General features: G+C 69.9%; 14 protein-coding genes and 1 pseudogene (1 of these 15 only partly in view). 5 read left to right on the plus strand and 10 right to left on the minus strand.

The window, feature by feature from the left end; genetic code table 11:
• The 4 genes and pseudogenes from WJ438_RS11785 to WJ438_RS11800 form a co-directional block, all read right to left on the minus strand.
• Positions 1-1,120: the 5' portion of a ribonuclease J gene (locus WJ438_RS11785; RefSeq protein WP_406725195.1), read on the minus strand. 566 nt of this gene lie to the left of the window's left edge; only the first 1,120 of its 1,686 coding nucleotides appear in the window; its start codon is at positions 1,118-1,120; its stop codon lies off the left edge, out of view.
• A 157-nt stretch (positions 1,121-1,277) separates the two neighbouring features.
• Positions 1,278-2,177, minus strand: a complete 900-nt coding sequence (gene dapA / locus WJ438_RS11790) for a 4-hydroxy-tetrahydrodipicolinate synthase (RefSeq protein WP_406725196.1) — start codon at positions 2,175-2,177, stop codon at positions 1,278-1,280.
• Positions 2,178-2,437: 260 nt separating this feature from the next.
• Complete coding sequence (gene thyX, locus WJ438_RS11795; protein WP_406729656.1) at positions 2,438-3,667, minus strand: FAD-dependent thymidylate synthase; 1,230 nt, start codon at positions 3,665-3,667, stop codon at positions 2,438-2,440.
• Positions 3,665-3,967 (minus strand): annotated as a pseudogene (locus tag WJ438_RS11800) (FAD-dependent thymidylate synthase); the annotation flags it as partial. The pseudogene WJ438_RS11800 and the gene thyX, both read right to left, overlap by 3 nt.
• Before the next feature lie 161 nt (positions 3,968-4,128).
• Here WJ438_RS11800 and WJ438_RS11805 point away from each other — a divergent pair.
• The gene (locus WJ438_RS11805; RefSeq protein WP_406725197.1) at positions 4,129-4,368 is read left to right on the plus strand and encodes a hypothetical protein; all 240 of its coding nucleotides are present in this window, start codon (positions 4,129-4,131) and stop codon (positions 4,366-4,368) included.
• 187 nt (positions 4,369-4,555) lie between these two features.
• Complete coding sequence (locus WJ438_RS11810; protein ID WP_406725198.1) at positions 4,556-5,110, plus strand: hypothetical protein; 555 nt, start codon at positions 4,556-4,558, stop codon at positions 5,108-5,110.
• 86 nt (positions 5,111-5,196) lie between these two features.
• On the opposite strand, the gene WJ438_RS11815 is transcribed toward WJ438_RS11810, so the two are convergent.
• The 5 genes from WJ438_RS11815 to rpsO form a co-directional block, all read right to left on the minus strand.
• The gene (locus WJ438_RS11815) at positions 5,197-5,640 is read right to left on the minus strand and encodes a hypothetical protein (RefSeq protein WP_406725199.1); all 444 of its coding nucleotides are present in this window, start codon (positions 5,638-5,640) and stop codon (positions 5,197-5,199) included.
• 16 nt (positions 5,641-5,656) lie between these two features.
• Positions 5,657-6,409: a 4-hydroxy-tetrahydrodipicolinate reductase gene (dapB, locus tag WJ438_RS11820; protein ID WP_406725200.1), complete on the minus strand. Its 753-nt coding sequence runs from the start codon at positions 6,407-6,409 to the stop codon at positions 5,657-5,659.
• 87 nt (positions 6,410-6,496) lie between these two features.
• Positions 6,497-7,876 carry a M16 family metallopeptidase gene (locus tag WJ438_RS11825; protein ID WP_406725201.1) on the minus strand — a complete coding sequence of 460 codons (1,380 nt, stop codon included), beginning with the start codon at positions 7,874-7,876 and terminating at the stop codon, positions 6,497-6,499.
• Entirely contained in the window at positions 7,873-10,086 is a 2,214-nt protein-coding gene (locus WJ438_RS11830) for a polyribonucleotide nucleotidyltransferase (protein WP_406725202.1), read from the minus strand. The genes WJ438_RS11825 and WJ438_RS11830 overlap by 4 nt, the downstream gene beginning before the upstream one ends.
• A 364-nt stretch (positions 10,087-10,450) precedes the next feature.
• Positions 10,451-10,738 (minus strand): 30S ribosomal protein S15, encoded by a 288-nt coding sequence (rpsO, locus tag WJ438_RS11835; protein ID WP_406725203.1) that lies wholly within the window; start codon positions 10,736-10,738, stop codon positions 10,451-10,453.
• Positions 10,739-11,032: 294 nt separating this feature from the next.
• Between rpsO and WJ438_RS11840 the strand changes: the two genes are divergently transcribed.
• Positions 11,033-11,314 (plus strand): DUF397 domain-containing protein, encoded by a 282-nt coding sequence (locus WJ438_RS11840; RefSeq protein WP_406725204.1) that lies wholly within the window; start codon positions 11,033-11,035, stop codon positions 11,312-11,314.
• Between the two features lie 57 nt (positions 11,315-11,371).
• Here WJ438_RS11840 and eccD read toward each other — a convergent pair whose 3' ends face one another.
• The gene (gene eccD, locus WJ438_RS11845) at positions 11,372-12,877 is read right to left on the minus strand and encodes a type VII secretion integral membrane protein EccD (protein WP_406729657.1); all 1,506 of its coding nucleotides are present in this window, start codon (positions 12,875-12,877) and stop codon (positions 11,372-11,374) included.
• A 324-nt stretch (positions 12,878-13,201) separates the two neighbouring features.
• Here eccD and eccCa point away from each other — a divergent pair, with 324 nt between their 5' ends.
• A complete protein-coding gene (eccCa, locus tag WJ438_RS11850; RefSeq protein ID WP_406725205.1) occupies positions 13,202-17,179 on the plus strand; it encodes a type VII secretion protein EccCa in 3,978 nt (1,325 codons plus the stop codon).
• 150 nt (positions 17,180-17,329) lie between these two features.
• The gene (locus WJ438_RS11855; protein WP_406725206.1) at positions 17,330-17,806 is read left to right on the plus strand and encodes a hypothetical protein; all 477 of its coding nucleotides are present in this window, start codon (positions 17,330-17,332) and stop codon (positions 17,804-17,806) included.
• The last annotated feature ends 16 nt before the right edge of the window (positions 17,807-17,822 follow it).

Here is a 17,822-nt window from a genome sequence, read left to right on the forward strand (position 1 = left end):
CGTGCACCTTGGCGTTGCCCTTGTGGACGACGTTTGCGCCCCAGCGGGTCAGGCCGTTGATGACGCGGTAGACCGCGTTCTCGTTGCCGGGGATGAGCGACGACGCGAGGATCACCGTGTCGCCCTGGACGATACGGATCTGGTGGTCGCGGTTGGCCATCCGGGACAGGGCGGCCATGGGTTCGCCCTGCGAGCCCGTGCACACCAGGACCACTTCGCTGTCCGGCAGGTCGTCCAGCGTCTTGACGTCGACGACCAGACCCGGCGGAACCTTCAGGTAGCCGAGGTCGCGCGCGATGCCCATGTTGCGGACCATGGAGCGGCCGACGAAGGCCACCCGGCGACCGTACTCGTGCGCCGCGTCCAGGATCTGCTGGATGCGGTGGACGTGGCTGGCGAAGCTGGCCACGATGATCCGCTTGCGGGCGCCGGCGAAGACCTGCCGAAGAACGTTGGAGATGTCGCGCTCGGGCGGGACGAAGCCCGGGACCTCGGCGTTCGTCGAGTCGGAGAGGAGGAGGTCGATGCCCTCCTCACTGAGCCGGGCGAAGGCGTGGAGGTCCGTGAGGCGGTTGTCCAGCGGAAGCTGGTCCATCTTGAAGTCGCCGGTGTGGACCACCATGCCGGCGGGGGTGCGGATGGCCACGGCGAGCGCGTCGGGGATCGAGTGGTTGACCGCGACGAACTCGCAGTCGAACGGGCCGATGCGCTCGCGGTGCCCCTCGGCGACCTCCAGGGTGTAGGGGCGGATGCGGTGCTCCTGGAGCTTCGCCTCGATGAGGGCGAGGGTCAGCTTGGAGCCGATCAGCGGGATGTCCGGCTTCTCACGGAGAAGGAACGGAACACCGCCGATGTGGTCCTCGTGCCCATGGGTGAGGACGATGCCCTCGATGTCGTCGAGGCGGTCACGGATGGACGTGAAGTCCGGCAGGATCAGGTCGATTCCGGGCTGCTCCTCCTCGGGGAAGAGCACTCCGCAGTCGACGATGAGCAGACGGCCGTCGTACTCGAAGACCGTCATGTTGCGGCCGATCTCGCCGAGACCGCCGAGCGGGGTGACGCGCAGCCCGCTCGCGGGAAGCGGCGGGGGCGAACCGAGTTCAGGATGCGGGTGACTCAAAAGACTCTCCTCACCACACGCGCCACGTACCGGGGGGCACGTGGCGCGCATGACGTTCGTGCAGAAGCAGTTGTCGTTGTGATGCGCGGGCACCGGTGGCCCGCCGCCTATTCAGTTGTGGAGTCAGGTTGCGCGAGCGGTCGCGCGAAGTCTGTTGTCAGAGCTGTACCCCGCCGGCGGCAAGATCGATCTTGAGCTGCTCGATCTCTTCCGGCGTGCACTCGGCCATGGGGGCGCGCAGGGGCCCGGCGGGCAGGCCCCGCAGGGTGAGCGCCGCCTTGGTGGTCATCACGCCCTGGGTGCGGAACATGCCGGTGTAGACGGGGAGCAGCTTCTGGTGGATCTCGGTGGCCTTCTGGACGTCTCCCGAGGTGTACGCCTCCACCAGGGCGCGCAGCTCGGGGGTGACGAGGTGGCCGACGACCGAGACGAAGCCGACCGCGCCCACGGAGAGCAGCGGCAGGTTCAGCATGTCGTCGCCGGAGTACCAGGCGAGGCGCGAGCGGGCGATGGCCCAGCTGGCGCGGCCGAGGTCCCCCTTGGCGTCCTTGTTGGCGACGATCCGCGGGTGCTCGGCCAGGCGGACGAGCGTCTCCGTGTTGATCGGGACGCCGCTGCGGCCGGGGATGTCGTAGAGCATGACCGGCAGCTCGGTGGCATCGGCGATGGCCGTGAAGTGCCGGTAGAGGCCCTCCTGCGGGGGCTTGTTGTAGTACGGGGTGACGACCAGTAGGCCGTGTGCGCCGATGTGCTCCGCGGTGCGGGCCAGTTCGATGCTGTGGCGGGTGTCGTTGGTGCCGACCCCGGCCACCACGTGGGCGCGGTCTCCTACCGCCTCCAGGACCGCCCGTACGAGATCCGCTTTCTCCGCGTCGCTGGTGGTGGGGGACTCGCCGGTGGTGCCGTTGACGATCAGGCCGTCGTTGCCTGCGTCCACCAGGTGGGTGGCGAGCCGCTGTGCGCCGTCGAGGTCGAGTGCGCCGTCCGCCGTGAAGGGCGTGACCATGGCGGTGAGGACCCGCCCGAAGGGGGTCTGCGGAGTGGAGGTCGGAGCCATGGGTTACACGCTACTCGCTGCTTGGGGCGGGGTCTGCCCTCGGGGGAGGCGACAAGGTGGGACAAAGGTGGAGCCCGGCACTGTCTGCTCGGGGGTTCAGGCAGCGCCGGGTCCGTTCGATCAGGCTAGATGAATTACCTTAAATAGCGCAATACGGGCACCTCGCAGGGCTGACAGCACATGCGTGCCCAGCCTGCGAGGAAGGCCCGCTACCGGCGGACACGAGGAGCTGCGGGAGCTACGCGGGCTGGACGGGCTACCTACGGCGCCACGCGCCCGTTGGCGTTGAAGGCGGCGTGGGTGAGCGGCATGAGCCGGGCCCACTCGGCCTCCATCTTCTCGCCGACCATCTCGATCTCCCGCTGCGGGAAGGACGGCACCTTCGCCATCTCGTGCTGGGTGCGCAGGCCGAGGAAATGCATCAGGGAGCGGGCGTTGCACGTGGCGTACATCGAGGAGAAGAGACCGACCGGGAGGGTGGCGCGGGCAACCTCGCGGGCGACGCCGGCCGCCAGCATCTCCTGGTAGGCAGCGTACGACTGCCGGTAGGACTCCTCCATGGCGTCGGTGACAGCCTTGTACTGCTCGGGGGTGCCGTCGACGAACTCGTACTTGCCGGGGCGGCCCTGCTGGACCAGCTTGCGGTCCTCGCCGGGGACGTAGAAGACCGGCTGGAGCTCGCGGTAGCGCCCGGACTCCTCGTTGTACGAATTGTGTACGACAAAGCCGTTCGCGATGAAGTTGTGGTGCGGCGGCGGCATGGAGATGTCGTAGGTCATCTCCTCCCCGTCGGGGGCGACGGAGACGACCTCCTCCCAGCGCACACCGTTCTGGAGGGCGCGGCGGCGCACTCCCATCGGCACGCCTTCGCCGTTGGTCTTCCGCTGGTGACACGACTTGCAGGCCGGTCGCAGGTTCGAGACGTCGAGCGACTTGGCCAGGTCGGCGTCCACGGGGATGACGTGGGCCAGCTCCAGGTCCTTCGCCTCGAACTTCTCCTCGCAGAGGTAGCAGAGGTCCATGGGCGCGATGAGATCGGCTCGCTGCTCGGTGGTCCAGATCTGGATCCCCTCGCGCAGGCGCTTCGGGATTCCGCCCCGCTCGCCGGCCCCCACCCGGCCGAGCCGCCCGACCCGGTCGCCGACGCGCAGGTCGCCGGCGCGGACCCAGCCTTCCGGCGTCCATACACGGTGGTCCGCGGTGCAACGCAGAACCTTGCCGTTGGTTGTCGAGACCTTGAGGATCGGCTTCACGCCGGACTCGAAGACGTCGACCATGCGCGCCTTCTCCGCCAGCCCGGTCTCCAGGTCGATGGTGTCGGCCAGGAGGTTCTGGCAGGACTTCAGTCTGCGCGTGCGCCCCATCGAGTCGGGCACACCGATCTTCCAGTCCCGATGGATGTCCGCGATGCGCTTGGTCTTGCCGTTCTTGCTGGTGCCGACGCGGATCCTCGCGTCACCCGGCAGGCACCAGCCGACCCGGTGGCGCATGAACTCGCGGAACACGAAGATCGGCGCGCTGATGAAGAACGTCAGCGAGTTGTGCTCGAACGGGCTCCCGTGCCGATCCCGCATCAGGTAGTTGATCAGACCCTTGGAGCGCTCCGGGTCCTTCTGCAGTTCCCCGATGGACTGCTCACCGAGGGTCGATACGCGGGCGGCGAACAGGACGTCCGAGTCCGAGGCACTGGACTTCACCAGTTCGACGGTGACGTCACTCCGCAAGGTGACGCCATCGGGTGTTGACGGCTGGAGGTCGTCGGCGGAGGTCAAGAGAGCACTTCCCGTCACATCGCATCTGCAGGTCAGCGCCCACTCTACGGGGCACCCGCCATGGCGGAGAGATGGAGCGTGCCGCGAGGAATTTCCTCATCTGGGCACCTTTTGACTGTGTCGCTCGTTTGTGTTGATGAGAGTGATTCGTTCGAGGTTCGATGGGAGAAGCACCACTGATGTTCGGTCGACGGGAATCCGTGCCGTTCGCCTTCATTGCCAATGCCGACAGGTTCCGCAGCAATGTCACGCCCCCGCCGCGCGAGCGGGCTTCCGCAGGCGAGCTGGCCGGGCGCTGGCTGCTGGGCCTCTGCATCGTCGCCGGGCTGGTGGGGTCCCTGGTCATCGGGATGCCCGCGCTGTCCACCGACCAGTCGGCCACGGGGACCGAACAGTCACAGGCGTCCGACGGACGCTGAACCGGACGCCGAACCGGACGCTGTACCGAGCGCCGAACCGGACAACAACCCCGCACCGAATCGGGCGCGGTGAACCACCCGGGGTGGGGGCTCCGGCTCCAACCGGACCCCCGAGGGTGGTGAGGGGTGGCACAGATCGGTAGCCTCACCGGGCACAGCCCACGTATGGATCAAGTGAGGACCAGCCGTGCCCCTGCCCTTCCTGACGGCCGACCGCGCTTTCGACACGGCGGACGATGTCGCGCTGCCGTACGACGACCGTGACCGCTGGCGGCGTCCGTACCGTCCGGGGCCGTGGCGGGTGGGGGCGGCGGCCATACTGCTGCTGCTCGCCTCGTTCGTGCTGTTCGCGGCGGTGATCATCGCCGCGACGGCCTCGGTGTCCTCGGCCGGTGTGGTCTTCGCCCTCGCACTCGTCGCCATCGCCTGGGCGCTGCGGCTGCTGCGCATGGGCGCGTGGGTGAATGCCCACGGACTGCGGCAGGTGAGTCTGTTCAGCACCCGTACAACGCCGTGGGCCCAGGTGGTCACGGTGCGCACGGTGCAGCAGCCGGTGCGCTGGCTGGGGTTGCCGCGGACGGTGCAGGGGCAGGCGCTGCTGCTGGTCCGGCGGGGGCGTGCGGCGGAGGCCCTGCCGCCGCTGCTGACCTCGCACAACGCGGACTTCCTGGGGCGGGGCCCGGCCTTCGACCGGGCGGCCGACTCGGTGGAGGTCTGGGCCGACGAGTACCGGAGGGACTGACCCTGCCCTTTGGGCCGGTCTGCATGTCGTCATGAGCCGGGGCCGGTCCGCACGCGCGGACCGGCCCCGGCTCTTTTGTCGCGGCGTCAGGGGGTGGTCTTGCGCAGGGCGATCGCCCGTTGCATCGCCTTGCGGGCGCGCGCGGTGTCGCGGGCGTCGTGGTAGGCGACGGCGAGCCGGAACCAACTGCGCCAGTCGTCGGGGGCGTCCTCCGTCTCGGCCTTGCGCCGGGCGAAGACCTCGTCGGCCGAGTCCCGGTCCACACGGCCGCTGGGCAGGCGCTTCAGCTCGTCCGCGGGCAGTCCGCCCTGGGCGTCGAGTTCGGCGGCGAGCCGGTTGGCGTTGCGGACGAACTCGGTGTTCTTCCACAGGAACCACACGCCGATGACCGGCAGGATGAGCACCGCCACGCCGAAGGTGACGGTGAGGGGCGTACCGGCCTGGATGAGCAGCACGCCGCGGCTGCCGACCAGGACGAAGTAGACGACCAGGACGGCGGCCGTGACGGCGTAGGAGATCTTCGCGCGCATGGGGTCGGGCTCGTGCTCAGTTCAGGTCGAGGAAGTGTTCCAGGCCGAAGGTCAGGCCGGGAGTGGTCACCACACGGCGGGTGCCGAGCAGGATGCCCGGCATGAAGCTGCTGTGGTGCAGGGAGTCGTGGCGGACGGTGAGGGTCTCCCCCTCACCGCCGAGCAGGACCTCCTGGTGGGCCAGCAGGCCGCGCAGCCGGACGGCATGCACCGGGACCCCGTCCACATCGGCGCCGCGGGCGCCGTCCAGGGCGGTGACCGTGGCGTCCGGGGCGGGGGCGCTGCCGGCCTTGCGGCGGGCCTCGGCGATGAGCTGGGCGGTGCGGGTGGCGGTGCCGCTGGGGGCGTCCACCTTGTTGGGATGGTGCAGTTCGACGACCTCGACGGACTCGAAGTACGGGGCGGCGATCTGCGCGAACTTCATGGTCAGCACGGCGCCGATGGAGAAGTTCGGTGCGATGAGCACGCCCGTCTCCGGGAACTGCTCGAGCCAGCCCGTCAGCTGTGCGAGGCGGTCGTCGGTCCAACCGGTGGTGCCGACGACCGCGTGAATGCCGTGGCGTACGCAGAAGTCCAGGTTGCCCATGACCGAGGCCGGGGTGGTCAGTTCGACGGCGACCTGGGCCCCGGTCTCGGCGAGGGTCTCCAGCCGGTCGCCCCGGCCGAGTGCGGCCACCAGTTCCATGTCGTCGGCGGCCTCGACGGCCCGTACCGCCTCGGACCCGATCCGGCCCTTGGCGCCGAGGACCGCCACGCGCAGCTTGCTCATTTCCTTGCTTCCTTACCGGGGAGGGTCGGGAGGACCGGGGACCGTGGAGGGTTGGGGTCGTCGGGGCCTGGAGCCTGGGCTGGGCCGCTAGGCGACGGTGTCGTGCAGCCGGGAGGCCTGCTTGTCCTTGAGTGGGCCGATGACCGACAGCGAGGGCCGCTGACCCAGGATGTCGCGGGCGACCGCGCGGACGTCGTCCGGTGTGACCGAGGCTATCCGGTCCAGCATGTCATCGACCGACATCTGCTCACCCCAGCACATTTCGCTCTTGCCGATACGGTTCATCAGCGCGCCGGTGTCCTCCAGGCCGAGGACGGTGGAGCCCTGGAGCTGGCCGACGGCGTGCCGTATCTCGTCGTCGGCCAGGCTGTGCCGGGCGACCTGGTCGAGTTCGTCGCGGCAGATCTTCAGCACGTCGTGCACCTGGGACGGCCTGCACCCGGCGTACACGCCGAACAGGCCGCAGTCGGCGAAGCCGGAGGTGTACGAGTACACGCTGTAGGCCAGGCCGCGCTTTTCCCGGACCTCCTGGAACAGGCGGGAGGACATGCTGCCGCCGAGGGCGGTGTTGAGCACGCCGAGGGCCCACCGGCGCTCGTCGGTACGGGACAAACCCGGCATGCCGAGGATGACGTGCGCCTGCTCGGTGCTGCGGTCGATCAGTTCGACACGGCCGGCGGTGCGCAGCGCGCGCCGTCCGCCGCGCGGGGCGATCGGCTGGGCGTCGAGGTCCTTGACGGCGCCGGCCTCCTCGAACGCGGTGCGGACCTGGCGTACGACCTGGTCGTGGTCGATGTTGCCGGCGCAGGCGACCACGAGGTGGGTCGGGTCGTAGTGCTTCTTGTAGAAGCGGCGGATGCGGTCGGCGGTGAGGGCGTTGACCGTGTCGACCGTGCCGAGGATCGGACGGCCCAGCGGGTTGTCGCCGAACATGGTGTGCGCGAACAGGTCGTGCACGCAGTCGGCGGGGTCGTCCTCGGTCATCGCGATCTCTTCGAGGATCGCACCGCGCTCGATGTCGACGTCCTCCTCGAGGATGCGCGAGCCGGTCAGCATGTCGCAGACCACGTCGATGGCGAGCGGCAGGTCGGTGTCGAGCACGCGCGCGTAGTAGCACGTGTACTCCTTGGCCGTGAAGGCGTTCATCTCACCGCCGACGGCGTCGATGGCGGAGGAGATGTCCAGGGCGGACCTGCGGTGCGTGCCCTTGAAGAGCAGGTGCTCCAGGTAGTGGGTGGCGCCGTTCAGGGCCGGGGTCTCGTCGCGGGAGCCGACGTGGGCCCAGATGCCGAAAGTCGCCGAGCGGACCGAGGGAAGGGTCTCGGTGACGATGCGCAGGCCCCCGGGGAGGGTGGTCCTACGGACGGTGCCGATGCCGTTCTCGCCCTGGATGAGGGTTTGGGTACGGGCGACGGCCCGCGCCTCCGGGGAGGTGCGGGCCGTCGCCTTGGAGCCGTGGGACGTCACTGGTCGGCGTCGGCCTTCTTCTCGTCGTCCTCGCCCTCGATCACGGGGATGAGGGAGAGCTTGCCGCGGGAGTCGATCTCGGCGATCTCGACCTGGACCTTGGCGCCCACGCCGAGCACGTCCTCGACGTTCTCCACGCGCTTGCCGCCGGCCAGCTTGCGGATCTGCGAGATGTGCAGCAGACCGTCCTTGCCGGGCAGCAGGGAGACGAACGCGCCGAAGGTGGTCGTCTTCACGACCGTGCCCAGGTAGCGCTCGCCGACCTCGGGCATCGTCGGGTTGGCGATGCCGTTGATCGTGGTGCGGGCGGCCTCGGCGGCCGGGCCGTCGGCGGCACCGATGTAGATGGTGCCGTCGTCCTCGATGGTGATCTCGGCGCCGGTGTCCTCCTGGATCTGGTTGATCATCTTGCCCTTGGGACCGATGACCTCACCGATCTTGTCGACCGGGATCTTCACGGTGATGATCCGCGGCGCGTTCGGGGACATCTCGTCCGGCGTGTCGATCGCTTCCATCATCACGTCGAGGATGTGGAGGCGGGCGTCACGGGCCTGCTTGAGAGCGGCGGCCAGGACGGAGGCCGGGATGCCGTCCAGCTTGGTGTCGAGCTGGAGGGCGGTCACGAACTCCTTGGTGCCGGCGACCTTGAAGTCCATGTCGCCGAAGGCGTCCTCCGCACCGAGGATGTCGGTGAGGGCGACGTAGTGCGTCTCGCCGTTGATCTCCTGGGAGATCAGGCCCATGGCGATACCGGCGACGGGGGCCTTGAGCGGCACACCGGCGTTCAGCAGCGACATGGTGGAGGCGCAGACCGAGCCCATGGACGTCGAGCCGTTGGAGCCGAGGGCCTCGGACACCTGACGGATCGCGTACGGGAACTCCTCGCGCGTCGGCAGCACCGGCACGATGGCGCGCTCGGCGAGGGCGCCGTGGCCGATCTCGCGGCGCTTGGGGGAGCCGACGCGGCCGGTCTCGCCGACGGAGTACGGCGGGAAGTTGTAGTTGTGCATGTAGCGCTTGCGGGTCACCGGGGAGAGGGTGTCCAACTGCTGCTCCATACGGAGCATGTTGAGGGTGGTGACGCCCAGGATCTGGGTCTCGCCACGCTCGAACAGCGCGGAACCGTGCACCCGCGGGATGGCCTCGACCTCGGCGGCCAGGGTGCGGATGTCGGTGACTCCGCGGCCGTCGATGCGCTTCTTCTCCTTGATGACGCGCTCACGGACCAGGGACTTGGTCAGCGAGCGGTACGCGGCGGAGATCTCCTTCTCGCGGCCCTCGAACTCCGGCAGGAGCTTCTCGGCGGCGAGCTGCTTGACGCGGTCCAGCTCGGCCTCGCGCTCCTGCTTGCCGGCGATGGTGAGCGCCTGGGCGAGCTCGGGGCGGACGGCGCCGGTCAGCGCCTCCAGGACGTCGTCCTGGTAGTCCAGGAAGATCGGGAACTCACCGGTCGGCTTGGCGGCCTTCGCGGCGAGGTCGGCCTGCGCCTTGCAGAGGACCTTGATGAAGGGCTTCGCGGCGTCCAGACCGGCGGCGACGATCTCCTCGGTGGGGGCCTCGGCACCGCCCTCGACCAGCTTGACGGTCTGCTCGGTGGCCTCGGCCTCGACCATCATGATCGCGACGTCGCCGTCCTCCAGGGCGCGGCCCGCGACGACCATGTCGAAGACGGCGTCCTCGAGCTCGGTGTGCGTCGGGAAGGCCACCCACTGGCCGCGGATCAGCGCGACGCGGACGCCGCCGATCGGGCCGGAGAAGGGCAGACCGGCCAGCTGCGTGGACGCGGAGGCGGCGTTGATCGCCACGACGTCGTACAGGTGGTCGGGGTTGAGCGCCATGACGGTGGCGACGACCTGGATCTCGTTGCGCAGGCCCTTCTTGAAGGACGGGCGCAGCGGGCGGTCGATGAGACGGCAGGTGAGGATCGCGTCCTCGGAGGGCCGGCCCTCCCGGCGGAAGAAGGAGCCGGGGATCTTGCCGGCCGCGTACATCCGCTCCTCGACGTCCACCGTCAGGGGGAAGAAGTCGAGCTGGTCCTTGGGGTTCTTGGAGGCGGTGGTGGCCGACAGCACCATGGTGTCGTCGTCCAGGTACGCCACGGCGGAACCTGCGGCCTGCCGGGCGAGGCGGCCCGTCTCGAAGCGGACGGTGCGGGTGCCGAAGGAGCCGTTGTCGATGACGGCCTCGGCGTAGTGGGTCTCGTTCTCCACCAGTGTTCTCTCCGTTACTTGTCGTCTTTCGTCCCTCCTCGCCCGTGTGGCGGGGGGACGATGGCGGAGAAGCGCGCCGTCTGGTGCGGGCCGGTCTTCGATCGAAGCCCCCGGGTTCACTCTCCCGGGGGCCACTACCGAGGACCGGCGGCGGCGAGGTGCGCTTCTCCTCGTACGTCATGACGTCTGAGGAGACGTCGGGGGTGGTGCCTGTGACGGCGGTGACCTGGTGCGGTACCGGTCGTCACAGCGATTCGGTGCTCTTGTGTTGTGCTACCACACTACAAAGAGGTGGTGACACTCCGCACGTACAGCAAAGGGAGCGGTCCCCTTTCCCCAGGGGCACCGCTCCCGTCACGGCGTCCTACTTGGCGCCCGCCGCACCACGACGGATGCCGAGGCGGTCGACCAGCGCACGGAAGCGCTGGATGTCCTTCTTGGCGAGGTACTGCAGCAGCCGGCGCCGCTGGCCGACCAGGATGAGCAGACCACGACGGGAGTGGTGGTCGTGCTTGTGGGTCTTGAGGTGCTCCGTCAGGTCGGAGATCCGACGCGACAGGAGGGCGACCTGGACCTCGGGGGAGCCGGTGTCACCTTCCTTGGTGCGGAAGTCGGAGATGATCTGGTTCTTCGTAGCGGCGTCGAGCGACACGCGTACTCCTCATGGTCTGTGAATGGCCACCGAGCGCCCCCGGTCTTCACCTCGGGGGATCTTCCATGACTCGGAAGGCGGGATCCGCTGGGCGCGGCCTTTGGAGCGGGGCTCCGAGGCGCGCACACAGCACACATACGTCCGTCACTCAGGGTACCAGCCGGTGCCGGGCCCTTTTACCACGGTCCGCGGAACCGCCCAGGTGGGACGTGGGGGGCTACTAGGGTGAGCGCTCGTACCGGTCGTCGAACCGGTCATCGGACCATCCACACGTCGGGAAGGGGTCGCTGCGACATGGCGGAGACGGCTGAGGAGATCAAGGCACGCAAGGAGCGGGAGAAGGACGAGCTCTACGCCCTCGACATCTCCGGCGTCGAATGGCACAGCGCGCCGGGTACGGAGGAGCACGAGGAGCGGGTCGAGATCGCCTACCTGCCCGACGGCGCGGTGGCCATGCGGTCCTCCCTCGACCCGGACACCGTGCTCCGGTACACGGAGGCGGAGTGGCGGGCGTTCGTGCTGGGCGCGCGGGACGGGGAGTTCGACCTGGAGCCGGCGGGTCCCGAGGCGGAGTGACCGCCGTACGCGTCCGGGAGCGCGCACGCGCGTGTGCGCCCTCCCGGACGTCGCGCGTCAGCCGGTCATCGACCGAACTGACGCGTACACGTCGAAGACGGCGAGCGTCAGCGGCACCAGTGTGAGCAGTACGAAGCCCTCGGCGATCTCCAGGAAGCGGCCCCAGAAGGGCGTGAGCCCGCTGCGTGAGGCCACCAGGCCGATCGCGGTGATCAGCGCTGATGCCGCCGCGATGGCCGCGACCAGCCAGATCGTACGGACGTCGAGGGCGGTCCGGTCCCCCGTCAACGCCTCACGGATCAGGGCGTCCGGCGGGTTGAGCGCCAGGCCGAGACCGAGCGCGACCAGGGAGCCGAGCCCCGCGGCCAGCAGGGTGGCGACCTGCGCGGTGTAGCGGAACAACTGCGCGCGCATGAGCAGCGCGATTCCGGTGGCCAGGGCCAGCAGCCGCGCCCAGAGGTCGTCGGAGAAGCTGAGCACGAGGGCGGAGCCGACCGCGAGCAGCGCGCAGCCGCCGACCAGGCCGACGAGGAGTTCGTGGCCGCGGCGGGCCTGGGCCTCGATGCGTTCGGCGTCCACCGGTCCATGGGGCTCGGGGTCGGTGCCGTAAGCGCGCGAGGTGGTGTGCGGCGCCTCGAAGCCGATGGGCAGACGCGCGAAACGCATGGACATGCCCGGCAGGAAGGCCAGGGCGCCGATGGCGACAGCGGCGCACAGAGCGGCGATCTCGGCCGGCGTCCAGTCCCTCAGGAGCGCCACGAAAGTGGTGACCAGGGCGAGACCCGAGGCGGCCACGAAGGCCACGAACGGGCCGTCACCACGCGGAGAGCACAGGACGAGGATCACCGAGGCCACCAGCACGGCCGCGCAGGCGAGCAGGAACTGGAGCTTCCCGACGCCCTGCCCCTCGGAGAGCGACAGCAGGCCGGAGCCGGCCACCCCCATGTTGGGGAGTGCGCCGAGGCCCAGCGCGACGGCGGTGGCCCGGTCGTCGTAGACGCGGGCGCGGACACAGCCGAGAACGACGAGGAGGAATCCGGCGATGCCCGCGAGGATGCCGGGCAGGCCGTGCATGTCGTGCCGCGGGTCGGCGTTCCAGGCGACGAACGCGAGCAGGGCGGGCAGCACGCCACCGCCGACCAGGCCCGCGGCACGTGTGAGGTCGCCGTGCCACAGGGAGCGGTCCCGGGTCACCGCGGAGGCGACCGCTTCGGAGACGTCGTCGACGACGGCCGGCGGGAGCGACTCGGCGAAGGGACGAAGGGTGAGGAGTTCGCCGTCGAGGACGCGTTGCGCCGCGAAGGACCGGGAACTGTCGAGGACGGTGCCGTCCCGCCGGACCAGGTGGTAGCCGACCGGGGCGCCCTCGGCGGCCGTCTGCCGGGAGAGCCTGAGGATCTCGGGGTAGACGTCGGCCACCGGTACGTCGTCGGGCAGTGCCACGTCGATCCGGCTGTCGGGCGCGACGATGGTGACCCGGCAGAAGCCGAGCCCCGGCAACGCCCCGGACGGGGCCGCCTGGCCGGGTTCGCCCGCGCCGGTGGCCGCCGTGGAGGCCGTCATGCTCACGTGCTGTTCCCCCTCAGTGCTGCTGTGTCTGCGGTGTGAAGGTCCTGCGCCTCTTTCCCGGCGTCCGCCGCAGGACGGGGCTGTACGGGCTGTACGGGGCGGACGGGAACTCCGGGCAGGACCCGGAGTCGCCGTACCGCGCACCCCGCACGGAACGCCCCGTGCATCCGGCGGGTTCGCGTGTCCTCACGGGAACATTCGGCACCCTACCGCCCGCCGGTGTGTGATGAGATCAGTAGGATCGCGCGGCGGCCCTCGTCCGCCCGACACGGGGCGGCGGACGGGAACTCGGCGGGCCGGCAAGGGGATTGGTGAGCAGTGAGCCAGATCGTCGTCAAGCGTCCGCCCAGGGCGCTGCCGCCGGAAGTTCCCACGGGCGAGGTGGTCGTGCAGCCACCGCCCGAACTGCCTCGGGGGCATCAGGAAAGCGTGCTGATGCAGCTGTTGCCGACGCTCGGCATGGGCGGCTCGGTCGTCTTCTTCTTCACGAGCGGGCAGCCGTTCATGCGCATCATGGGCATGGTGATGATCGCGTCGACGATCGCCATGTCGATCGCGATGGTGGTCCGCTTCCGTCGCGGTTCCCAGGGTCAGCTCGCCGATCTGCGCCGTGACTACCTGAGTTACCTGTCGCGGACCCGCCGGACCACCCTGGAGACGGCGAAGGCGCAGCGTGACGCCCAGTACTACCTCCACCCCTCCCCGGAGCAGCTGTGGGCTCTGGTCGCCGAGGGCAGCCGGGTGTGGGAACGGCGGCCGGGCGACGAGGACTTCGCGCAGGTCCGCATCGGCCTCGGTCCGCAGTCCCTGTCCACCCCGCTGGTCGCCCCCGAGACGGGCCCGGTCGATCAGCTGGAGCCGCTGACAGCCGGCGCGATGCAGCGATTCGTCGCGGTCCACAGCACCTTGGACGACCTGCCGATGGCGGTCTCCCTGCGCGCCTTCTACCACGTCGTGCTCGGTGGCGAACCGGATTCCGTACGGTCCTCCGCCCGTGCTCTGACCGGTTCGCTCGCCTCGCTGCACTCCCCCGAGGACCTGATCGTCGCGGTCGCGGCGGGCAGGGAGGCAATACGGCACTGGGAATGGGCCAAGTGGCTGCCGCACGCGCAGCTGGCCGGTGTCGCGGACGGCGCCGGCTCCCGCCGTCTGATCAGCGGCGATCCCCACGAGCTCGAGGTCCTCCTGGCTTCACGACTGAGCGGTCGTCCCCGCTTCCACCCGAACGGCGCACCCCTGCCGGACACCCCGCACCTCGTCGTCGTCCTCGACGGCGTGTCCCTCCCGCCGGACTCCATGCTGGCGAACCCCGAGGGTCTGCAGGGCGTGACGGTCGTCGAGCTGGTCGAGGGCGAGCCGGCCGGCACCCACGGTGACCTCTCCGTCCTCGTACGGCCGCGTTCGCTGCGCCTGGAGTCGGCGCACGGTGTCGTCTACGAGGGGACGCCCGACGACCTGTCGTACGAGTCCGCGGAGGCGCTGGCCCGGCAGTTGGCGCCGCTGCGCATGCTCTCGGGCGGGGACGACGACGAACCGTTGCTGGCGAACCTGGAGTTCACGGATCTGCTGAACCTGGGCGACGCCGCCTCCGTCGACACCCGGCGCACCTGGCGGCCGCGGTCCCAGGCGGAACGGCTGCGGGTGCCGATCGGCGTCGGCGAGGACGGCCGTCCGGTGATGCTCGACATCAAGGAGGCGGCCCAGGAGGGCATGGGCCCGCACGGCCTGTGCGTGGGCGCCACGGGTTCCGGCAAGTCGGAACTGCTGCGCACGCTGGTGCTGGGGCTCGCGGTCACCCACTCCTCCGAGACCCTGAACTTCGTCCTCGCGGACTTCAAGGGCGGCGCGACCTTCGCGGGTATGGCACAGATGCCGCACGTGGCGGCCGTGATCACCAACCTGGCGGACGACCTCACCCTCGTCGACCGCATGGGCGACTCCATCCGCGGCGAACTCAACCGCCGCCAGGAGATGCTGCGCGACGCGGGCAACTACGCCAACATCCACGACTACGAGAAGGCGCGCGCGGCGGGCGCGCCGCTCCAGCCCATCCCCTCGCTGCTGCTGGTCATCGACGAGTTCAGCGAACTGCTGACGGCGAAGCCGGACTTCATCGACATGTTCGTGCAGATCGGCCGCATCGGCCGGTCGCTGGGGGTGCATCTGCTGCTGGCCTCGCAGCGGCTGGAGGAGGGCCGGCTGCGCGGCCTGGAGACGTACCTCTCGTACCGCATCGGCCTGCGCACCTTCTCCACTGCCGAGTCGCGGGCGGCGCTGGGCGTGCCGGACGCGTACGAACTGCCGAACGTGCCCGGGTCCGGCTTCCTGAAGTTCGGCACCGACGAGATGGTCCGCTTCAAGGCGGCGTACGTCTCCGGCGTCTACCGTTCCGGCTCGCAGCGGACCGGGGCCGCGGACGGCCCGCTGCCGCTGGACCGGCGGCCGGTGCTGTTCACGGCGGCCGAGGTCCCGGTGCGGTACGCGCCGGTGCCGCGGCAGGGCGCGGACTCGGCGGACGGCGCCGACGAGGTGGACGACGCGCTGGCGGACACCGTCCTGGACGTCGTCGTACGCCGGCTGGAGGCCCAGGGTCCGGCGGCCCACCAGGTGTGGCTGCCGCCGCTGGACAGCCCGCCGTCGCTGGACGCGCTGCTGCCCGGCCTCACCACCGTGGAGGGCCGGGGTCTCACCCAACCCGGCTACGAGGGTGCCGGACGGCTGGTGGTCCCCGTCGGCCTCGTCGACAAGCCGTACGAGCAGCGTCGTGACCCGCTGTGGGTGGACTTCTCGGGCGCCGCGGGCCACATGCAGGTCCTGGGCGGTCCGCAGTCCGGCAAGTCGACGCTGCTGCGCTCGCTGATCTGCTCCTTCGCGCTCACCCACACGCCCCACGAAGTGCAGTTCTACGGGCTGGACTTCGGCGGTGGCGGCATGGCCGCGGTGGCCGGGCTGCCGCACGTCGGCGGCATCGCCTCGCGACTGGACCCGGAGAAGGTACGGCGTACGGTGGCGGAGGTCTACGGCATCCTGACCCGCCGCGAGGAGTACTTCCGGGCCTCGGGCATCTCCTCCATCGCCGAGTTCCGGACCCGGCGTGCCCGCGGCGACATCTCGGTCACCGACCAGCCGTGGGGCGACGTCTTCCTGGTCGTCGACGGCTGGGCCAACTTCCGCACCGAGTACGAGGCGCTCGACCAGGTGATCCTCGACATCGCCGCCCGCGGCCTCGGCTACGGCGTCCACCTGGTCCTGTCGGCCTCCCGCTCGATGGAGGTGCGGTCCGCGCTCAAGGACAGTCTGCTGAACCGGCTGGAGCTGCGGCTCGGCGACACGATGGACTCCGAACTGGACCGCAAGGTGGCCGCGAACGTCCCCACCGGGGTGCCCGGCCGCGGACAGGCACCGCAGAAGCTGCACTTCATGGCGGCGGTGCCGCGCATCGACGGCCTGACGTCCGACACGGACCTGGCGGACGCCACCGCCGCGCTGTCGGCCGAGGTGTCCCGGCACTGGCAGGCGCCGGGCGCGCCCGAGGTCCGTCTCCTGCCGCGCGAGTTCCCGGTGGAGCAGCTGCCTCCGGGCAACCGTTTCCCGAGGCGCGGCATCGCCTTCGCGCTCGACGAGAACAACCTGGAACCCGTCTTCGTCGACTTCGACCAGGACCCGTTCTTCCTCGTCTTCGGCGAGAGCGAATCCGGCAAGTCGAACCTGCTCCGACTGCTGATCAAGCAGCTGACGACGCGTTACTCCGGCGACGAGTGCAAGCTGTTCGTCGTGGACAACCGGCGTTCCCTGCTGGGCGTCACACCGGCCTCCCACCTCGCCGAGTACATTCCGATGTCCAACGCCATGGAGCACCACATGGCGGCTCTGGCCGATCTGATGAAGCGCCGCACTCCCACCGCCGACGTGACCGCACAGCAGCTCCGGGAGCGCAGCTGGTGGCAGGGGCCGACGGTGTACGTGGTCATCGACGACTTCGACCTCGTCGCCACGTCGAGCGGCAACCCGCTCAGCGGCCTGACGGAACTGCTGCCGTTCGCCCGGGACGTGGGCGTGCGCTTCATCATCGCGCGCTCGACGGCCGGCGCGAGTCGCGCCTCGTACGAGGCCTTCATGCAGCGCATCAAGGAGCTGGGAGCCCAGGGCGTTGTGCTGGCGGGCGACCCGGCCGAGGGCGACGTCCTGGGCGGGGTCCGGCCGCGGCCGATGCCCGCGGGGCGGGGCGTGTTCGTGTCCCGACGGCGGGGAAGGCCGTTGGTGCAGACGGGACTCGTGGCGGAGGAGGTCCTCTGACGGTCACCGGTATCGGTTCTTCCGGACCGGTGGGGTCGGGGGCGGACGCCGAGGGGTCCGTCGCGGCTCTTCTCCGAGGCGCCGCGCGGCAGAGAACCGATGCGACCAGTACGACCATGTCTGACTGACTGCGACGAGGGAGCGGAACCCATGTCATGGGACGAGTGGGAACAGTTGAAGGCTCAGGCTGCCGACCGGCAGTCGACGCGGACGCAGCTGAACCAGGTGCCCGCTCAAGGACCGGGCCCCGGCGGCAAGCCGGACCTGGTCGTACGGCAGGACGACCTCGGCGCCGTGGGGCACGACGCTTTCGTCCTGCACGGTGACCTCGTGAAGAAGGTGGACATCGCCAGCGCCGGCATGAACTCCGACCACGCCGGTTCCACCCACCAGGCGGCGTCCGCGTTGTCCCGGGCCGGCTTCGCCATGGGCGACGAACTCATGACGACGCTGACCGTCTGGGAGAGCCAGGTGAAGGCGGTCCGTCAGGCTTGTGCCCACATCTCGAACCACCTGGACTTCAGCAAGAAGCTGCACGCCAACGACGACGCCGGGATCGCCGCCGTGATCATGCGGAGAGACGGCTCCGGGATGCCCGTTTCGGAACTCGACAAATACTTCGAGTAGCACGGGGGAAGCTCAG

Origin of the sequence: Streptomyces sp. GD-15H, from assembly GCF_045291515.1 — a bacterium.
Taxonomy (GTDB): Bacteria; Actinomycetota; Actinomycetes; order Streptomycetales; family Streptomycetaceae; genus Streptomyces.

Excerpts from the sequence above, each read along its gene's own strand:
- dapA (WP_406725196.1), bottom strand. The coding sequence starts at position 2,177 with ATGGCTCCGACCTCCACTCCGCAGACCCCCTTCGGGCGGGTCCTCACC.
- thyX (WP_406729656.1), bottom strand. The coding sequence starts at position 3,667 with ATGCGCCACCGGGTCGGCTGGTGCCTGCCGGGTGACGCGAGGATCCGC.
- WJ438_RS11805 (WP_406725197.1), top strand. The coding sequence starts at position 4,129 with ATGTTCGGTCGACGGGAATCCGTGCCGTTCGCCTTCATTGCCAATGCC.
- WJ438_RS11815 (WP_406725199.1), bottom strand. The coding sequence starts at position 5,640 with ATGCGCGCGAAGATCTCCTACGCCGTCACGGCCGCCGTCCTGGTCGTC.
- dapB (WP_406725200.1), bottom strand. The coding sequence starts at position 6,409 with ATGAGCAAGCTGCGCGTGGCGGTCCTCGGCGCCAAGGGCCGGATCGGG.
- WJ438_RS11840 (WP_406725204.1), top strand. The coding sequence starts at position 11,033 with ATGGCGGAGACGGCTGAGGAGATCAAGGCACGCAAGGAGCGGGAGAAG.
- eccD (WP_406729657.1), bottom strand. The coding sequence starts at position 12,877 with ATGACGGCCTCCACGGCGGCCACCGGCGCGGGCGAACCCGGCCAGGCG.
- WJ438_RS11855 (WP_406725206.1), top strand. The coding sequence starts at position 17,330 with ATGTCATGGGACGAGTGGGAACAGTTGAAGGCTCAGGCTGCCGACCGG.